The organism is Vibrio sp. D401a (assembly GCF_030248515.1).
GTDB lineage: Bacteria > Pseudomonadota > Gammaproteobacteria > Enterobacterales > Vibrionaceae > Vibrio > Vibrio rotiferianus.
In genome coordinates, this window is sequence record NZ_JAHGAI010000065.1 from 13,585 (window position 1) to 32,264 (window position 18,680).

At 44.3% G+C, this 18,680-nt stretch carries 19 protein-coding genes; 3 read left to right on the forward strand and 16 right to left on the reverse strand.

Annotation, left to right across the window (positions count from 1 at the left end):
- Nucleotide 1: 1 nt before the first annotated feature.
- The gene (locus KIV41_RS22805) at nucleotides 2–1,402 is read right to left on the reverse strand and encodes a replicative DNA helicase (RefSeq protein ID WP_010443886.1); all 1,401 of its coding nucleotides are present in this window, start codon (nucleotides 1,400–1,402) and stop codon (nucleotides 2–4) included.
- A gap of 209 nt (nucleotides 1,403–1,611) precedes the next feature.
- Here KIV41_RS22805 and KIV41_RS22810 point away from each other — a divergent pair, with 209 nt between their 5' ends.
- Nucleotides 1,612–2,376, forward strand: coding sequence for a DUF481 domain-containing protein (locus KIV41_RS22810; protein WP_010443887.1), 765 nt, complete (start codon nucleotides 1,612–1,614; stop codon nucleotides 2,374–2,376).
- 85 nt (nucleotides 2,377–2,461) lie between these two features.
- Here KIV41_RS22810 and rplI read toward each other — a convergent pair whose 3' ends face one another.
- The 14 genes from rplI to pilM form a co-directional block, all read right to left on the reverse strand.
- Complete coding sequence (rplI, locus tag KIV41_RS22815; RefSeq protein WP_010443888.1) at nucleotides 2,462–2,914, reverse strand: 50S ribosomal protein L9; 453 nt, start codon at nucleotides 2,912–2,914, stop codon at nucleotides 2,462–2,464.
- A gap of 32 nt (nucleotides 2,915–2,946) precedes the next feature.
- A complete protein-coding gene (gene rpsR, locus KIV41_RS22820; protein ID WP_000090472.1) occupies nucleotides 2,947–3,174 on the reverse strand; it encodes a 30S ribosomal protein S18 in 228 nt (75 codons plus the stop codon).
- Between the two features lie 16 nt (nucleotides 3,175–3,190).
- Nucleotides 3,191–3,493: a primosomal replication protein N gene (priB, locus tag KIV41_RS22825; RefSeq protein WP_010443889.1), complete on the reverse strand. Its 303-nt coding sequence runs from the start codon at nucleotides 3,491–3,493 to the stop codon at nucleotides 3,191–3,193.
- 8 nt (nucleotides 3,494–3,501) lie between these two features.
- Nucleotides 3,502–3,891, reverse strand: a complete 390-nt coding sequence (gene rpsF, locus KIV41_RS22830; RefSeq protein WP_010443890.1) for a 30S ribosomal protein S6 — start codon at nucleotides 3,889–3,891, stop codon at nucleotides 3,502–3,504.
- Between the two features lie 256 nt (nucleotides 3,892–4,147).
- Nucleotides 4,148–4,819 (reverse strand): ribulose-phosphate 3-epimerase, encoded by a 672-nt coding sequence (rpe, locus tag KIV41_RS22835; RefSeq protein ID WP_038885615.1) that lies wholly within the window; start codon nucleotides 4,817–4,819, stop codon nucleotides 4,148–4,150.
- Nucleotides 4,820–4,917: 98 nt separating this feature from the next.
- Complete coding sequence (locus tag KIV41_RS22840) at nucleotides 4,918–5,757, reverse strand: Dam family site-specific DNA-(adenine-N6)-methyltransferase (RefSeq protein ID WP_010443897.1); 840 nt, start codon at nucleotides 5,755–5,757, stop codon at nucleotides 4,918–4,920.
- Between the two features lie 69 nt (nucleotides 5,758–5,826).
- Nucleotides 5,827–7,347 (reverse strand): SPOR domain-containing protein, encoded by a 1,521-nt coding sequence (locus KIV41_RS22845; RefSeq protein ID WP_285337740.1) that lies wholly within the window; start codon nucleotides 7,345–7,347, stop codon nucleotides 5,827–5,829.
- A gap of 51 nt (nucleotides 7,348–7,398) precedes the next feature.
- The gene (aroB, locus tag KIV41_RS22850; protein WP_010443901.1) at nucleotides 7,399–8,499 is read right to left on the reverse strand and encodes a 3-dehydroquinate synthase; all 1,101 of its coding nucleotides are present in this window, start codon (nucleotides 8,497–8,499) and stop codon (nucleotides 7,399–7,401) included.
- Nucleotides 8,500–8,530: 31 nt separating this feature from the next.
- Nucleotides 8,531–9,049, reverse strand: coding sequence for a shikimate kinase AroK (gene aroK / locus KIV41_RS22855; protein WP_010443904.1), 519 nt, complete (start codon nucleotides 9,047–9,049; stop codon nucleotides 8,531–8,533).
- 189 nt (nucleotides 9,050–9,238) lie between these two features.
- Nucleotides 9,239–10,972 carry a type IV pilus secretin PilQ gene (locus KIV41_RS22860; RefSeq protein ID WP_033008928.1) on the reverse strand — a complete coding sequence of 578 codons (1,734 nt, stop codon included), beginning with the start codon at nucleotides 10,970–10,972 and terminating at the stop codon, nucleotides 9,239–9,241.
- 37 nt (nucleotides 10,973–11,009) lie between these two features.
- Entirely contained in the window at nucleotides 11,010–11,525 is a 516-nt protein-coding gene (locus KIV41_RS22865; RefSeq protein ID WP_010443909.1) for a pilus assembly protein PilP, read from the reverse strand.
- Nucleotides 11,515–12,108, reverse strand: a complete 594-nt coding sequence (locus KIV41_RS22870; protein ID WP_038885610.1) for a type 4a pilus biogenesis protein PilO — start codon at nucleotides 12,106–12,108, stop codon at nucleotides 11,515–11,517. The genes KIV41_RS22865 and KIV41_RS22870 overlap by 11 nt, the downstream gene beginning before the upstream one ends.
- Nucleotides 12,105–12,689 (reverse strand): PilN domain-containing protein, encoded by a 585-nt coding sequence (locus tag KIV41_RS22875; RefSeq protein WP_038885608.1) that lies wholly within the window; start codon nucleotides 12,687–12,689, stop codon nucleotides 12,105–12,107. The genes KIV41_RS22870 and KIV41_RS22875 overlap by 4 nt, the downstream gene beginning before the upstream one ends.
- Nucleotides 12,673–13,689, reverse strand: coding sequence for a type IV pilus assembly protein PilM (gene pilM / locus KIV41_RS22880; RefSeq protein WP_038885606.1), 1,017 nt, complete (start codon nucleotides 13,687–13,689; stop codon nucleotides 12,673–12,675). Before pilM ends, KIV41_RS22875 begins: the two co-directional genes overlap by 17 nt.
- A gap of 139 nt (nucleotides 13,690–13,828) precedes the next feature.
- Between pilM and KIV41_RS22885 the strand changes: the two genes are divergently transcribed.
- Nucleotides 13,829–16,396, forward strand: coding sequence for a penicillin-binding protein 1A (locus KIV41_RS22885; RefSeq protein ID WP_010443931.1), 2,568 nt, complete (start codon nucleotides 13,829–13,831; stop codon nucleotides 16,394–16,396).
- Between the two features lie 78 nt (nucleotides 16,397–16,474).
- On the opposite strand, the gene oxyR is transcribed toward KIV41_RS22885, so the two are convergent.
- The gene (oxyR, locus tag KIV41_RS22890; protein WP_010443932.1) at nucleotides 16,475–17,383 is read right to left on the reverse strand and encodes a DNA-binding transcriptional regulator OxyR; all 909 of its coding nucleotides are present in this window, start codon (nucleotides 17,381–17,383) and stop codon (nucleotides 16,475–16,477) included.
- Nucleotides 17,384–17,557: 174 nt separating this feature from the next.
- Between oxyR and KIV41_RS22895 the strand changes: the two genes are divergently transcribed.
- Nucleotides 17,558–18,286 carry a redoxin family protein gene (locus KIV41_RS22895; protein ID WP_010443933.1) on the forward strand — a complete coding sequence of 243 codons (729 nt, stop codon included), beginning with the start codon at nucleotides 17,558–17,560 and terminating at the stop codon, nucleotides 18,284–18,286.
- Nucleotides 18,287–18,680: the final 394 nt, after the last annotated feature.

Below are 18,680 nucleotides of genomic sequence, written 5' to 3' on the forward strand. Positions count from 1 at the left end.
ATTACTCATCATCAATATCAAATGCTGGGCCCGCGTAGTTATCGAAGCGCGAGTGTTGACCTTGGAAGGTTAAGCGAACCGAGCCGATGGGGCCGTTACGTTGCTTACCAAGAATAATTTCTGCCGTACCTTTGTACGGGCTATCTGGGTTATAAACCTCGTCACGGTAAATGAACATGATCAAGTCGGCATCCTGCTCGATAGAGCCCGATTCACGCAAATCTGAGTTAACTGGGCGTTTATCGGCACGCTGCTCTAGGGAACGGTTTAGCTGCGATAGTGCAACAACTGGTACGTTCAATTCTTTCGCCAATGCTTTCAAAGAGCGCGAAATTTCCGCGATCTCCAAAGTACGGTTATCAGAGAGAGCAGGAACACGCATTAGCTGAAGGTAGTCGACCATGATCATCGATAGGCCACCATGCTCACGAGCTACACGACGAGCACGGGAACGTACTTCTGTTGGTGTTAGACCAGAGCTGTCATCGATGTACATGTTTTTCTTCTGCATCAGGATACCCATGGTAGAAGAAATACGAGCCCAATCTTCATCATCAAGCTGACCAGTACGGATCTTGGTTTGGTCAACGCGAGATAGGGACGCAAGCATACGCATCATCAACTGTTCGGCAGGCATCTCTAGCGAGAAGATAAGTACCGGTTTGTCTTGGTCCATCGCCGCGTTTTCACACAGGTTCATCGCAAAAGTGGTTTTACCCATCGATGGACGTGCCGCTACAATGACCAAGTCAGAACCTTGCAGACCTGCGGTTTTCTTATTGAGATCATTAAAACCAGTGTTCACACCGGTCACGCCATCTTGAGGTGTTTTATAAAGCAACTCGATACGCTCAAGCGTTTTTTCAAGAATGTTATCAACGTTTTGCGGACCTTCATTTTCACTGGTTCGAGACTCTGCGATAGCGAAAACTTTACTCTCCGCCATATCGATCAAATCTTCAGAGCTTCTGCCTTGTGGATCATAACCAGCGTCTGCGATTTCATTTGCCACACCAATTAAACCACGAACAATGGCACGTTCAGCGACAATATCCGCATAGGCATTAATGTTTGCGGCACTTGGCGTGTTTTTGGCCAGGTCTGCTAGGTATGCAAAACCACCAACATCATCGAGCTGCTCATGACGTTCCAGATGCTCTGATAAAGTAATCAGATCAAGTGGTTTCCCTGCTTCGAGAATGGTCTTAACACCTTCAAAGATCAGACGATGAGGGCGACTGTAGAAATCACTACTAACAACACGTTCAGCAACGGTGTCCCAGCGTTCGTTGTCTAGTAACAGACCACCAATTACTGATTGCTCGGCTTCTAGTGAGTGAGGTGGGACTTTGATTGCATCTACCTGACTATCCGAAGGTTTGCGATTTCTATTTTCCGCCATGACTTTGCTCGATAACTACTAATGACCCGAGATTATAACCTTAAACCTAACCAAGATGCTTCCCTGATGAGACAATTAGTTGTCAGGAATTCAACTCACCAATAGGTATTGAATTTCGTTTGGGTCTAATAAAAATTAACCGACCATTGACCAAGCACACTATATGTATCAGTATCATGCCCCTCCTTTTCTCAACATCCGAGGTATTTGTGTCACGATACTGGTTACTTAGCTTTGGCTTGCTTTGTGCAGGTACAGCGTATGCCGAAGAATCAGTACAAACAGAGCAAACCGTCAAAGCTCCTGCTCCACTGAAAACGGAGGTCGAGTTCGGCTATCAAGCTCACACAGGTAACACAGATTCACGCTCCTTGAATGCTCGCCTGAGCGCAGAGTACACCGCCGGACGGCACCGTTCGAATGGAGAATGGAAGTTCTATAATCTGTATAAAGATGGCGAAGAAGATAAGCGCTCCTCGACTTACAGCGCTCAAACCGACTATAAGTTAGGCCCTAAGACATATTTCTACGGCAGCTTTAAAGGCGTTGATTCTCGCTACAGTGCTTATTTCAAAGATTACACACTTTCTGGCGGTTTAGGTTATCAGTTCTCTTATACTGAACAATTTGTATTAGAGGTTGAGGTGGGGCCAGGCTTCCGTTATCAAGAACCTAACTTAGATGAAATTGATGACGATGACATTATCTTTCCTGACATAGTTCAAGAAGGCATCTTCCGAGGCAACATTAACACCTCATGGCAAGTACTCGACAACCTGAGTTTTTCAGCTGATGTCACGTTAGTAGCAGGTAAAAGCAACACCCGAGTTGATAGTGACTTAAGTATCACCAATGACATCACTGAAGATATTGCATTAAAGCTTACTCACTCCCGTCAATATCACGATAAAGTGCCAGATGGATTGGAAAAGGCTGACAGTGTCTTTTCAGTAAATCTGCTGTTTCTGTTCTAGAAACGGACTTCCTTCTTCGCAAATTTCAGACATAAAAAAAGCACCTCATAAGAGGTGCTTTTTAGCATTTCGTCTTGGTACTGAATTACTCAGCAGCAACAACTTGTACGTTCGCAGTAGCGAAAACTTCTGAGTGAAGTTGAACGCTGATCTCGAACTCACCAGTGTTACGTAGAGCACCTTCAGGAAGGCGAACTTCGCTCTTAGCAACTTCAACGCCTGCAGCTGTGATAGCGTCAGCGATGTCACGAGTACCGATAGAACCGAATAGTTTGCCTTCGTCACCAGCTTTAGATGCGATAACAACAGCTTCTAGAGCGTTAACTTTCTCAGCACGTGCTTCTGCAGCAGCTAGTTGCTCAGCAACTTTAGCTTCTAGTTCAGCGCGACGAGCTTCGAACATTTCAACGTTACCTTTAGTAGCCATAACTGCTTTACCTTGAGGGATAAGGAAGTTACGAGCGTAGCCAGATTTAACGTTTACAGTATCGCCAAGACCACCTAGGTTACCGATTTTATCAAGTAGAATAACTTGCATTGCTTAATCCTCTTTCTTAATAAAACGACCGATTACTGATGCTTGTCAGTGTACGGTAGTAGAGCTAGGTAGCGTGAACGCTTGATAGCGCGAGCTAGTTGACGTTGGTATTTAGCGCTTGTACCAGTGATACGGCTAGGAACGATTTTACCAGCTTCAGTGATGTAGTTTTTAAGAGTTGCTACGTCTTTGTAATCAATCTCTTGTACGCCTTCTGCAGTGAAACGGCAGAATTTACGACGACGGAAGAAACGAGCCATGGGCTATCTCCTGATCTTAAATTTGAGTAATGTTGTCGGCGTGTAACACTAATTTCCCAACGCCATTTCGGCCGGTTTGGTAAGCAACAAAACCACTTACCTTAATGTTACTGCCTTGTACTAAATTCTGAGTTAATGCTTGCGACCTAAGCCCACTGACAACTACCGGCATTCGACAATAAACTTGTCGTGGTAGGTCAGCTTCGATGATAGTAGAACGATGCTCTACCCAAAACCGACAGTGTTCAATGCCACTAGGGCTTTTACTACGAATGGGCGGCTTGGCAATGGTGCCACTCAGCTCCATTCGATTGGTCATAAGAAATATTACTCAGCAGCTGCTTCTGGCTTAGCTTCAGCACGCTCTTCGCGACGAGGAGCACGCTCTGCACGCTCTTCTTTCTGCTTAAGCATGATAGATTGCTCAGTGATAGCCGCTTTAGTACGCATGATCATGTTACGTAGAACTGCATCGTTGAAACGGAAAGCAGTTTCTAGCTCATCGATTACAGCTTGGTCAGCTTCAACGTTCATTAGAACGTAGTGAGCTTTGTGAAGCTTGTTGATTGGGTAAGCCAGTTGACGACGGCCCCAGTCTTCTAGACGGTGGATTTTACCGCCAGCTTCAGTGATTGAACCAGTGTAACGCTCGATCATGCCAGCAACTTGCTCGCTTTGATCAGGGTGCACCATGAATACGATTTCGTAATGACGCATTGGTTGCTCCTTACGGATTATTAGCTTCCACGATTGGCTCGGTCGTCCAGAGGAAGCAAGGAACTAAAGAAAATTGACCGAGTTTTAAGGAGCACGAATAGTACAGAAAGGAAGCAAAATAGGCAAGTGATTATTTGCACACCACGCTGGATATTTTTGCTTAGCTCACGCCAGAAATAATAAAGGCTACCAACAAAGTGGCAGCCTTTTAAATCATCACGTTACAACGCTTGCTTTAAAGCTAATCTGTCAGCGCTTATTTGACGTCTGCAAGCTCTGCGCGCATTTTGTCGATCACCTGTTTGTAATCCGGCTCGCTGAAAATAGCCGAACCAGCAACAAACATATCTGCGCCCGCTTCTGCAATTTCACGAATGTTATCGACTTTCACACCACCATCGATTTCTAGACGAATATCACGACCAGATTCGTCAATCATCTTGCGCACTGCTCGTAGTTTATCTAGCGTGTGAGGGATAAATGATTGCCCACCAAAACCAGGGTTTACTGACATCAGTAGAATCAAGTCAACTTTGTCCATGATGAACTCAAGATGTGCAAGCGGTGTTGCTGGGTTAAGTACTACACCCGCTTTACAGCCGTGCTCTTTGATGAGCTGGAGAGTACGGTCTACATGCTCAGATGCTTCAATGTGGAAAGTAATCATCGACGCGCCAGCTTTTGCGAAATCAGGGATGATACGATCAACAGGCTTCACCATTAGGTGAACATCGATTGGGGCAGTAATGCCGTAATCACGTAATGCTTTACACACTGGCGCACCAAAAGTCAGGTTTGGTACATAGTGGTTATCCATAACGTCGAAGTGCACCACATCCGCACCTGCTGCGAGTACTTTCTCTACGTCTTCACCTAGACGAGCAAAATCAGCCGATAAAATGGATGGAGCAATTAGAAAATCTTTCATACCTGACCTCAGTAGTGGCGAGCAAACAGCAAATAATTGCGCGCAATTCTACCGAAGCCAGTGGGGAGATCCACTATTTAGATGCAATAGTGTGAGAATTAAGAGTCAGATTTATCTGCGTCTGACGCACGGAATAGAGCAAGCAGCTCGTCAACTTTATTGCGACCGCTGCCGTTACGGCTGATAGTACGTTTCACTTTTACCACGTTCAGTTCTGCACCATGGTATAGGCGACGCGTTAACTTCGTGTCGTGGTTAGAGATCAGAACTGGAATGCCTCGTTCAGTTGCCGCTTTCTCCGCAATGTCTGCCAACGCGGCTTGATCATCAAGCGTAAAGCCATTTCCTGCATAAGAGGTAAAGTTTGCAGTGTTAGATAGCGGTGCGTAAGGCGGGTCGCAGTAAACCACACTGCCCTTACGTGCTCGGCTGAATGTTTCTGGGTAACCTTCACAAACAAAAGTCGCTTTCTTCGCTTTTTCAGCAAAGAATTCCATCTCTGCTTCTGGGAAGTACGGCTTCTTGTAAGAACCAAATGGCACGTTGAAGCCACCTTTCTTGTTGTAACGGCACAGCCCATTAAAACCAAAACGGTTCATGTATAGGAACGCCAGAGAGCGGTACATGACGTCGTCCGTTTTATTAAACTCAGCGCGAATGCTCAGGTAGGCTTCTTTGCGGTTGTTCTCTGCAACAAACCAACGCTTCGCTTCTGAGATGTACTCTTCAGGACGCTCTTTCAGCAAGTTGTAGAGATTAATCAAATCTGGATTGATGTCCGCCAGTAGATATTGGTCGTAATCGGTATTAAGAAACACCGAACCAGCCCCAACAAAAGGTTCAACTAGCTTTCGAGCCGGTGGCAAATGGCGTTGGATGTCTTCAACCAAACCGTATTTTCCTCCTGCCCATTTCAGAAAGGCTCGTTGCTTTTTCATCTACTGCTCTATCTATCGACCAAAAATTAAGGCTGCGGAATGTAACATATTTTTCAGCGAAGCTCAGGATTATTTCACACGCTCTATCTCACGCTGAACTTGTCTTAACGATTTTGCCCAAGGACTCAGCGCTTTAAGTGAAGATGGTAAACTATCTACCGCATCTCTAGCCTGCTGAATGGTTGGGTAATCTTGATAAGTAATGATGTACCAATCAGTATTATTTCTCACTGTTGGGTAGATTCTTACTTTGCCGTTAAGTTGGTAATCATCTAAAAAAGATTGCACATCTTCTAAAGATGTCATCGCTGCTAACTGCAAGGTATACGCTCGCGGAGAGAGAGTCTTCAACTCCTCTTTAGCAAAAGAGAACTGAACAATCGGCGGTGAAGAAGCATCTGATTCAGGGTTCGCCACTTCCTCTGTAGCTTCAGGTCGAATCACCTCAATCAATGCTGAGCTTGCAACACTAGGCGTTTCGCTTTGAATCGAGGTCGGCTCTACAACTTGTTTTCTTTCTGTTGTATCTACCGTATCAGCCTTACCTTCAAGCAATGCATCAACGACATCTGACTCAATAACAACTCGCTGCTGAGTATCTTCATTACCAACGCTAGCCACCTCTTCGACAATGGCTGGCGGCAGCGCATCCGAATCATCTTGAGCACCTGAAATATCCAAAGAGGGATCTACACTGTGATCTAACGGAGCTAAGTTTTCCGTTTTTTTAGCCTCTTTATCACTTGGCTCCGATAACGTCGGTATTACCGTCTGCTCCAAAGAGCCTGCAATTTGCTGAGCTTTATCATCGGGAGTCGGCTGATTGAGCATCCACCAGTATCCACCAGCAGCAAGAAGCAATAACGCTAATACGACAACAGCAATTTTAATTGGCGAGCCAACTATAGAGCGGATAATGATCCTTTTTTCCACTTTTAAATCTCCTAACGCCATAATGTCACCAGGGATTGGACTGACTGTTTTAAAAGCAGCCCGCGTGCGCTTTTCATTGTCATCATCAACATAGCGCATTACTAATGACTCAAAAAACTGCCTTGCTTCCATTTCAGACAGCATATCAACTTCGAGCTCAACGGGTTTAAGTTCTTGCCCGTAACTCACCCGTTGCAAAACGTTTTCTAAACGACCAAGCTGAGAAAATAGTATGACATTGATTTTCCAATTTGAATTTGCCTGAGCCGCTAATACAAGCATCCACAGCTCAGAAATAAGTGCTTCACTTAGCAGGTGGGCGTCATCGACCACTATCGCAATGTCACACGACTCGCTATCTAGAATTCGCTCCATACTGTCTAGCAAACTATCTTGCTGATTGAAAAGCGCATCACTCACAATTTGACTTAAAATCTGCATACGACGCTGGGTATCATCCTGGTTGGGATGACACAGCAATAAGCACTGATTCTTATTCGTGGCACCAACTTCAAGATATCGTTGGGCTAGCCATGACTTTCCGAATCCAATATCGCCATTAACCACAATAAGGTTAGAGCTAAAGTTGCTCAACATAGCGAGGCGATGCAATAAATCTGTTTGAGAGTCTAATTCTAAAATATGAGCTGCACTCATTCGTTAACCCTAATAATGCATCAATGACGCCTGAAGGCGTCACTGTTTAGGTTAAATATCGCGACCGAAGTCGATAGCTTGTTTGATTATGTCTTGCGATGTGTCCGCAATGACTTCTGCACTGCCAATGCCAGTTGGCAGAACTAAACGTAGCTGACCGGATAAGACTTTCTTATCTCGCATCATGTGTGTCATGAAGTCATCAAAGCTCATGGTATCTGGCGTATGCACTGGTAGTTTTGCTCGACGCATAATGGTAATAATGCGATCCAGCTGTTGCTGCGTAATTAAGCCACGTAGATGCGACGCCTTCGCTGCCATAACCGTACCAGAAGATACCGCTTCACCATGCAACCAGTTACCGTAACCCAATTCAGCTTCAATCGCATGACCAAAGGTATGACCTAAGTTCAACAACGCTCGGATGCCCGATTCTTTCTCATCTTGAGCTACAACTTCTGCTTTGATTTCACAACAACGTGCGATGGCATAAGTCAGTGCTTCTTCATCCAATGCATATAGACGGTCAAGGTTCTCTTCTAACCAGTCGAAGAAAGCACCATCATAAATAATGCCGTACTTGATCACCTCAGCAATACCCGCAGCAAACTCGCGCTCTGGGAGCGTAGATAGGCAATTGGTATCGATGATAACCGCTTTAGGTTGGTAAAAAGCACCAATCATGTTTTTACCAAGCGGATGGTTCACTGCCGTTTTACCGCCAACCGACGAGTCCACTTGAGACAATAGTGTGGTTGGAATCTGGATGAAATCAACACCGCGTTGGTAGCATGCCGAGGCAAAGCCAACAAGGTCGCCAATCACACCACCACCTAGCGCAATAATCACTACGTCACGAGCATAGCTTCCTTCTAGCAGGAAGTTCATGACTTGATTAAATGTGTCTAAGCTTTTGTATTGCTCACCATCAGGTAATTCAAGCAATGAGGCATCACAACCAAGCTGTTTTAGCTGGCTAAGAATTTTGTCCGCGTACAGAGGAGCAACCGTGACATTACTGATCACGACGACTTTCTGATTGGCATTTTTGTTTGAAAGAATTTGAGAAAGGTACGCCGGGTCTTCAAATAACCCGGCGCCAATTGAGATTGGGTAGCTACGCTCTGCTAGATTGACCGTAATCCGTTCCATCGGTGTGCTCCAATTTGAAAAAGATAAATGCTTATCTCTCTTCTAGCATTTTTACGATCTGGTTGGCTACCACTTTTGCACTCTGATCGTCAGTACGAACTGTGTAATCCGCTACTTCTTCGTATAGAGGGTTACGTTCGCCTGCCAAACTTTCCAATACTTCACGAGGGTTGTCAGTTTGAAGTAGAGGACGCTTCTTGTCGCGGTTTGTGCGAGCAAGTTGCTTTTCAATAGTTGTTTCTAGGTAAACAACAACACCACGTGCTGAAAGACGGTTGCGGTTTTCTTTGCTCTTTACAGAGCCACCGCCCGTGGCTAGCACGATGCCTTGCTCTTGAGTTAGGTCTTCAAGTACAGCTTCTTCGCGTTTGCGGAAGCCTTCTTCACCTTCAACATCAAAAACCCAAGCGATATCTGCACCCGTGCGTTCTTCGATCACTGTATCAGAGTCCACAAACTCCATATGCAGTTGCTGTGCTAGGTGTCTACCAATTGTACTTTTGCCGGCGCCCATTGGGCCAACAAGGAAAATATTACGTTTCTCAGCCATATTTAGCGGTAATTTACAACGTTAATTCAATAAGATCGCCACAAGAAAACACAGCTAAACCGCTGTTATACAAGGCTTGTGGCACCAATTCCTCACAGATAATTCGTGATAAGACCCGAAATTATCCAAGCATGGTGCCTCTAATGCAACTTTATTTTTGATCTGATCGCCTTTTTATCTGTGAATCTATCACTGAATTACTACCTTAGGCGTAACAAAGATCAACAGCTCACTCTTACCTACATCTTCATAAGTACGGCGAAATAGAGCGCCCAACAAAGGTAAATCTCCAAGCAGCGGAACTTTGTCAATTGTATTACTGACACTATGTTGGAAAATGCCTCCTAAAACAACGGTTTCACCATTATTTACTAACACTTGCGTGCCGATTCGCTGTGTATCAATCGCGACCGCTTCTCCAGTCCCAGTTTTAACAACTTTACCAGGTCTATCCTGGGTCACGCTGAGGTCAAGAACTAAGCGGTTATCGGGCGTTATCTGGGGGGTAACTTTTAGACTCAATACTGCTTTTTTAAAAGTAATGGTCGTTGCACCACTGGAGGAAGCCTCTAAGTAAGGAATTTCTGTACCTTGCTCGATATAGGCAGGCTTTTTGTTTGTCGTTACCAAACGCGGACTTGAGATGATTTCAGCCTTAGATTCTTGCTGTAGAGCTGAAAGCTCCAAATCCAATAGAGTGTCAGAGCCCAATTTAGCGACTTGAAAAGCGATGCTGCTTGCATTTGTCGATGCAGCTGCCAAATTGACATTCAGAAAGTCATCAATTCCAACTGTGCTTCCATCCTCAGCATTACCACCTTCGTCGTATAAGCCAATCGCAGCCAAGTTATTCTCAATTGAACCACCAACCATGTTATTACCATTAATAGAAGTGAAGCCCCAGCGAACACCTAATTCATCTAGGTTCCCCTCTTTCACGGTCACAATTCTGGCCTCTATCTGAACTTGCTTAACAGGAATATCAAGAGACTCAACAATCTCACGTATTACTGCGATATTTTCTGGTAGTTCACGGATAAGTAGAGAGTTTGTACGTTCATCAATGGTCATACTGCCACGGACAGACAGCATGCTAATATTCCCTTCACCATTGATCATTTGAGCAATATCTGAAGCTTTAGCAAAATTAACTTTGATTATTTCTGAAGAAAGCTCTCCTATTTCTTCTTCTAATTTCAACTTCTCCAATTGCTGCTTTTCACGTAAGTCCAGTTCTTCTTTTGGTGCGACTAGAATAACGTTGCCATCAACGCGTTTATCTAGCCCCTTAACCTGCAGAATAATATCTAGTACCTGCTGCCATGGCACACCATCCAAGCGTAACGTTAAGTTCCCCTCAACAGAATCCGAGACCACCAAGTTGAAATCGTTGTAGTCAGCGATCAACTGCAAGACATTTCTTACCGGTATATCTTGAAAGTTAATAGAGATGAGCTTGCCTTCCTTCTCAAGGATACTTTTATCTGGCACCTTTTCATTCGGTTTTAAGCGTGCAACTTTTACTTCGAGATATCTCCCCGTAAGCCTGTAATCATGTGTATAGTCACCTTCAATGTGCGCCAACAATCTAGTTGTTGCTGCATCTCTAAAAACTTCTACGCTATCCACTGCGGTAGAGAAATCCTTAACATCGAGCAAGTAAAGCTGGTTGTCTTCAACAGAAGTATTCAACAAATCAATACTAAGCCCTTCTTGAACTCTTTTGACATCTACAATCGCTGCAGGTGAAGCGAGTTCAACAATAATGACCGCTTCTTTATCTTTGTTAGTCCTGAAATCAATACTTTTCAATGCATTGGATGACGACTCTTCCGCCCAAACAAAAGGAGCCATTAACAACAAACTCCATAACCACAAGAGTTCAAATAACTTCCTGTATCTCAATGTATATCCTTGTCTCATTTCTCTTACTCAATTCTAAAAATCAAAACGGAATTACTTATCTCAGAGCTAGCTTTACTTTGCGTTTTTGCCAACACCCTAAGCCATCGGGTAAAGTCTCGTTAATTAGTAAATACGAATGCGTAACGTGAGTTACTTTGCCATTATTTTTTCCGATGTACTGACCAGCATGAACCTTGTATACGGTTCCATTGGGAGCCTGTACTAACCCAGAGACACTATTTCCCATCCCCATAACACCTTTTAGTCTCAACTGGCTTAGAGGAAAATGCTCCAGCTTGCCACTTCGTTTGCGGTTTGAAGGTTGCCAACAATCTTTTCGAGCAACTGGCTGAGATGCAATTGTCGCTTCCTTAGGTAGCTCAAAAGGTGCTCGTTGAGCTTTTGCTTGGTATGCAGCAACTGCGAACTCTTCAATAGGCTCAAGTTGGGCGACATCTCGCCTAGCATCAGTTTCGACTTGACGAATATAATCATCAAGAGAGTCATCGTTGGCTTGACATCCAAGGAGGGCAGCACTGATCACTGCCAACAACAAGACATTAGCTTTCATCTTGTTTTTCCTCTGGCTTAAACTGATAAGTATTGGCTCTAACTCGAAAATGTAAGGTTTCACTCTCTTGACTGACTCTCTGCCAAGTAACATCCTTAAATGTAATGATGCGAGGAAGCGTTGCTATCGCTTGTGCGAAACTCCCAATATCATGAAATGCGCCAGTAAGTTCGATATTCAATGGGAGCCTGTACAAAAATTGTTCAGATTGCTTCTTCCCCCAATCGATCCGTGTGAAAGTCAGATTATTATCGATGCCAAGTTCGTTGACAGAAGCAAGCATTGTGGCCAGCTCTTTCTGCGCTGGTAATTGCTGCAATAGATATTCATATCGATGAGTCAGTTCATCCAATTGGGCTTGCAGTTTGGGTAATGCTGCGACCTTATTGGCTTTGATTTTCAACATTACTTTAAGTTTCTGCTCTTCGGCGATTAACGAGTTCAAACGCTGTTTATCCGGCTTAACAAAAGCCCAATAGCCCCCTGCTAGTAGAACTATTACCAATAAACAAACGACCAAAGACTGGGGTAATAGGGGCCAATCTGTTATTTCATCTAATTCTAGTTCTTGCCAGTTGCTCATTGTGACTCCTCCTGCCTAGCCATAACTAGACTTGCAGGTTTCTGGAACAAGAATGAAACCTTGAAAGTTTGAAACTCCTTACCAAAACGTGCTTTTCCGTGAACAATAGAGTGCATCTCAACATCCATGAGAGCAGAAGACCGTTCAAGATTATCTAACATGGTTGCAAGTCGAGAGGTGCTATCACTTATCCCACTAATCTCCACTTCTCTATCATCCATTTTGATTTTGTCGACATAGACACCTGACGGAATAGCAGAAGGCATAAGATTCATAAACTCAGTCGTTTTATTACGTCCTTTTTGCAAACCCTCCACAACCTTTAACCTTGTTAAGATTTTGCTATGCTCTTGCTCTGCAATTTTCATATCGGCAATACGCTGATCGAGTTCATGAATATAAAGTGTGAGGTAATCTAGGCGTTCTTGTTGCATGCGTTGTTGGTGCTGAAAATAAAATGAGATGGCCCATTGCAAGCCAACAGCGACAAAAACTCCAAGGATGAGTAGCCCAAAAAACCTTCGACGATGCTCTTCTCTCTTCGCCTCTCTCCACGGTAGTAAGTTAACGGGATGCAACATGGCTCCCCCTTTGCCAGTCAATAGCTCTTATTGCTATACCAGCCGCAGTTACAAAACGCTGCCAGTCAACATTTCTTCTTTTACGCTTCGGAACCTTCATTTCAAAAAGACTAAATGGATTCAACAATTCACAATCCAGTTGTAACTGACGCTCCAACGTTTCTGCGAGCATTAAAGTGGATGCGCCTTCACCGACAAGCCAAATACCACGAATATCTCGTTCACCATTCATTGAGCTGTAAAGTTGAAGCTGTCTCTTTACCCTATCTGCCGTTTCATGGTTAAACCTTTCCACTTTCTCTTGTTCGCTCGCATTCTCCTCAAGAGATGTTTGAAAGTTATTGATAACTTGCTCTAAGCCTGATGAAAACTCCTTATAAAAGAACTCACCTTGAGCGGTAAACATGGAAATAGAACAGTTTCTTTCTCCCACATAAAGCAAACAGTATTGCGCTTTTTCAGGATGCCGCTCTGTCGCCAATTGCCATATTGCTCCCTGAGAGTGAGAGTGAACGTCAAGCAAAATAGGTGTCAGGCCAGCCTTTTCAATTGCCTGTTTTCGACTTTCTACCACCTCTTTTCTAGTAGCAAAGACTCGAAAACCAGCAACCTCATTTCCTTTGCTGTCACAGTTCGGCACAAAATCTAAACTTAATTCCTCAATAGGAAACGGAGACTGAAGAGAAAATGCCTGCATGATTGCAAACTCAACCTCACTTTCTTCCAATTGAGAGTCAAGCTGTAAGCTTTTGCTAATTACAGCGCTATCTGGAATAGATGCAGCCGCTTTTCGGTGTAATAGTGGTAGTTCTTTTTTTATCTCTTTTAGGGTCTTTACAATTTCTTGATGATTTATTGTATGGTTTTCAGCGACAATAGCGTCGTTTAGCACTATTTCTTTATAACCTAGCAAGGAGTACCCCTCCTTTGCTGGCTTTAGTATTACGGCTTTTAGGCTATTGTGACTAATATCAATGCCCGCAACTGTTAACTTATCCATATAGACTCTCGCTCCGAAATTTCTTCGTGCAAAGGTTGTTATTAGCATCTAAATAAGAGTTAATATCTTGATTGCTAATTTTTTACCTAGAGTACTAGGGTTTACCGTTATACAGCCTCAACCAATCAGGGATTCTCCGGTGAAGTTCATAAAGCGTTTATTATTTTTAACATTGATTTGCATAATTCTTGGAGTGACCACAATTTTTGGCTTCTATCAATATGTGAAGCCTGAATTGCCAGATGTTGCGACATTAAAAAATGTTGAATTACAAACACCTATGCAAGTTTATAGTCAGGACGGGAAGCTGATCGCACAGTTTGGCGAAAAGCGTCGCATTCCTGTAACTTACGATGAGATTCCTCAGGATCTCATTCATGCGCTGATTGCAACTGAAGATAGCCGTTTCTATGAGCACCCTGGTATTGATCCGATCGGTATTACTCGTGCCGCTGTTGTTGTTGCTCTATCAGGCTCAGCTAAGCAAGGTGCAAGTACCATTACCCAGCAGCTAGCACGTAACTTCTTCTTATCTAATGAGAAGAAAATCATGCGTAAAATCAAAGAGATCTTTATAGCAATTCACATTGAGCAACTTCTTTCTAAACAAGAAATCATGGAGCTATATGTCAACAAGATCTTCCTAGGTTATCGCTCTTATGGCTTTGGCGCTGCGGCACAGGTTTACTTTGGTAAGAGCTTAAATGAGTTAAGCCTAAGTGAAATCGCCACGCTAGCAGGCATGCCTAAAGCACCTTCGACAATGAACCCTCTATATTCTCTAGACCGTGCTACTAAGCGTCGAAATGTCGTTTTGATGCGTATGCTGGATGAAAAATACATTACTCAAGAGCAATATGACGAAGCGCGCTCAGAGCCAATTGTGGCCCGTTACCACAGTGCCGAGATTGAGCTTTCTGCCCCATATGTTGCAGAGCTAGCACGCTCATGGGCGGTAAAAGAGTACGGTGAAGAAAAGGCTTATACTTCAGGACTAAACATCTACATGACGGTAGATTCAAAACTGCAAGACGCTGCCAACAAAGCCTCAATCAACAACATCCTTGCTTACGATGAACGTCACGGCTACCGCGGTGCTGAGAAGGTGCTATGGAAAGAAGGCGAAAGCTCTTGGGATACTGAGCAGATTGAAAAACATCTAAAGAAACAGCCAACATACGGCCAACTGTACCCAGCGGTTGTCACCGAAGTTGACGACAAAACAGCACAGGTTTGGGTGAAGAACAACGATGAGCAAACCATCGCTTGGACAGGTATGAACTGGGCACGTAAATATCTGACCGATGAACGCCAAGGCGCTGTACCAAAATCAGCGAAACAGATTTTAGAATCAGGCCAACAAGTCTGGGTTCGTGAAATCAGTACTACAGATAAAGAAGGTAACACTACCCATAGCTGGAAACTAAGCCAAGTGCCAAGTGCAAACACAGCATTTGTGGCAATGAACCCAGAAAACGGTGCCGTCTTGTCTTTGGTGGGTGGTTTCAACTTTGTCCATAGTAAATTTAACCGTGCGACTATGTCTGTACGTCAGGTTGGTTCAAGTATCAAACCTTTTATCTACTCAGCAGCAATCAACAAAGGTCTAACCCTTGCCTCTTTGGTCAACGACGCACCGATCAATAAATGGGATGCAGGTTCTGGTTCAGCATGGCGTCCAAAGAACTCACCACCGACTTACATCGGCCCTACTCGCCTTCGTATCGGCCTAGCTCAATCAAAGAACGTCATGGCAGTACGTACTCTGCGTGAAGTTGGCTTAGACGAAACTCGTGAATACCTAACGCGCTTTGGTTTTGATATTGATGAAGTACCACGCTCTGAGACCATCGCTCTGGGTGCTGGTAGCTTAACACCAATGAAAGTTGCACAAGGCTACTCCGTGTTTGCCAACGGTGGTTACTACGTAGAACCGTTTTATGTTGATCACGTAGAAGATTCATTCGGTGAAGTGGTATTTAAGGCAAATCCGAAAGTGATCTGCCAGCACAACTGTCCTCAAATGGATGAGCAGGCTCCTGCAGAAGATAAGTTTGTCGCTGAATTTGGCGAGCAAGATGTCACAGCAGATAGCATTGCACCAGACAACGCACTAGAAAACGACACTCCACAATACGCGAAGCAAGTGATCTCAGCGCAAAACGCATTTCTAATGCGTGAGATGATGTACAGCAATATCTGGGGTGGAGGTAGCTGGCGTGACGGCACAGGCTGGAATGGTACTGGTTGGCGTGCACAGAAACTGGATCGTCGCGATATTGGGGGTAAGACAGGAACCACCAACGATTCGAAAGACACTTGGTACAACGGCTACGGCCCTGGAATTGTGGCGATTGCGTGGGTTGGTTTCGATGACCACTCTCGTACACTAGGTCGAACGACAGTAAACAGCAACCTTGGAAAAGGACAAATATCTGGCGCTGAATCCGGAGCGAAAACCGCAGAACCAGCTTGGATTGACTTCATGCACGTAGCGCTCGATGGTGTACCACAGCAAGGTAAGTCTATTCCAGATGATATCGTTCGTGTACGTATCGACCGTGATAGCGGCCTATTGACGCACAAAGTCGATGGCTCATCGATGTTCGAATACTTCGAGAAAGGTACAGAGCCAACTGAGTACGTCGGTAACAGCCTAGAAGATAGCATCTACTCTGGTGGTGGAAGTTCAGAAGAGCTGTTCTAATACCGAATTAGTGATATGAAAAAAGGGAGCCATTGAGCTCCCTTTTGTTTATCTGGATTATCTGATTAAAGCAAAAACTTAGGCTGCAATAGAGCTTTGCTTTGCTTCAAGAATATTCTTAATTGTCGCAGCTAATGCTTCGAAACGCGCTCGCAACGGCGAACCAGGACGATAAACCAATACGATACTGCGCGAAGGTGTTGGATTGACAGCAGGAACGTAACATACGCCATCTTTCTTCTTCTCATGCGGCACAGATAGCTGTGGTAGTAACGTAATGCCTGCACCTGCAGCCACCATGTTACGCAACGTTTCTAAGCTAGTTGCTTTAAAGCGTTCATCATCTTTTGCACCTGCAGCAAAACAGAAGCCAAGTGCTTGGTCGCGTAGGCAATGACCATCGCCCAACGCCAATACCGTTTTACCGTTCAGATCGAGCATTTCGATATGATCAAGACCAGCCCATTCATGATCACAAGGCACTGCAACACTTAGCGGCTCGTTATAGACCTCAATCTCTTTGAACGGTGCTGTTTCATCGACTGAAGCTAAAACAAGACAATCAAGCTTACCTTCTTCCAATTGGCGAACCAACTGATGAGTTTGAGCTTCATGTAAGAACAGCTCTAAGTCTGGAAACTCTTCTTTAAGATGAGGAACGATTTTAGGTAAGAGATAAGGGCCGACAGTTGGGATAAAGCCAATGTGCATTGGGCCAGTCATGGCACCACTTTGACCACTCGCCATATCTTTAAAGGTTTTCACTTCACTTAAGATGCGTTTTGCTTGCTCCACCAGTTGCAAACCAGAATCAGTAAACAGCACGCGACGGCTGCTTCTTTCTAGCAACGCTGTACCTAATTCGTCTTCCAACTTACGAATCTGGCCGCTTAAGGTTGGCTGACTAACAAAGCAGGCTTCCGCAGCTTTTCGAAAATGCTTGTGCTCCGCAAGCGCCACCAAGTACTCAAAATCTCGGATATTCATACGTACGATTCGCTTCTTGTTTGGCGATAGAAATAATCTATCAAAACCATAGCATTAAACGATTAGAGCTATCAAAGTTTTTTTTCAATAATGAGCTCAACAAAACGAAACTGAGCGACAAATAACGCTAAGCTCGAAAACGAATTATTTCATAGATTTAAAAAGGAAATCATCATGTTTGCATCAAAAGAAGGTCAAGCTGTACCACAAGTTACTTTTCCGACTCGTAAAGGTGACGCATGGGTGAACGTAACCACGGATGAACTGTTTAAAGACAGAACGGTTATTGTATTCAGCTTGCCAGGTGCGTTTACTCCGACGTGTTCATCGAGCCACCTACCTCGTTACAACGAGTTGTTCTCAGTATTCAAAGAACACGGCGTGGATGAAATTCTATGTGTATCAGTCAACGATACGTTTGTAATGAACGCATGGAAAGCTGACCAAGAAGCAGAAAACATCACCTTTATTCCAGATGGTAACGGTGAGTTCACAGATGGCATGGGTATGCTAGTGGACAAAAACGACATCGGCTTCGGCAAGCGTTCATGGCGTTACAGCATGCTAGTGAAAAACGGCGTGGTTGAGAAAATGTTCATCGAACCAAACGAGCCAGGCGACCCGTTCAAAGTATCTGATGCAGACACGATGATGAACTACGTTGCACCTGAGTACAAAACTCAAGAATCGATCACTGTGTTCACTAAACCAGGCTGTCCTTTCTGCATGAAAGCGAAGCAAAATCTGATTGACCACGATCTTCAATATGAAGAAGTGATTTTGGGTAAAGACGCAACAACCGTAAGCCTACGTGCAATCTCTGGCCGTACAACGGTTCCTCAAGTCTTCATCGGTGGTAAACACATCGGCGGTAGCGAAGAACTAGAAGCTTACCTAGGTTAATAATTTGCCTAACGGGCTTGGGTTGGCAATCTAGCTGTCCATAACTCAGCCCTCGGCCTCTCGGTGCATCCCTCGCCCGGGAGGTCATCCCCCTGTAAACAAAAAGCCTCGTTATACACGAGGCTTTCTTAATCCAAACTTATCAATTCAAGAATCAATAGAGTGGTGGTTATGCAGTCATCATTGCGTAACGGCTAACAAGCACAATAGCGGTAAAACCAATTGTGAAGAAACCACCAGCAAGGCCTAGTGCTACTTTAAGTTCTGTCGACATTATTATTTTCCTATTGTCTGGCTGACGGCGCACCATACACCAATTACGTGCTACACACGTTTCACCAAGCTAATTTCCCATTTTTGGTTTGATAGACGCGATACTAAAGCCAGACAAAGA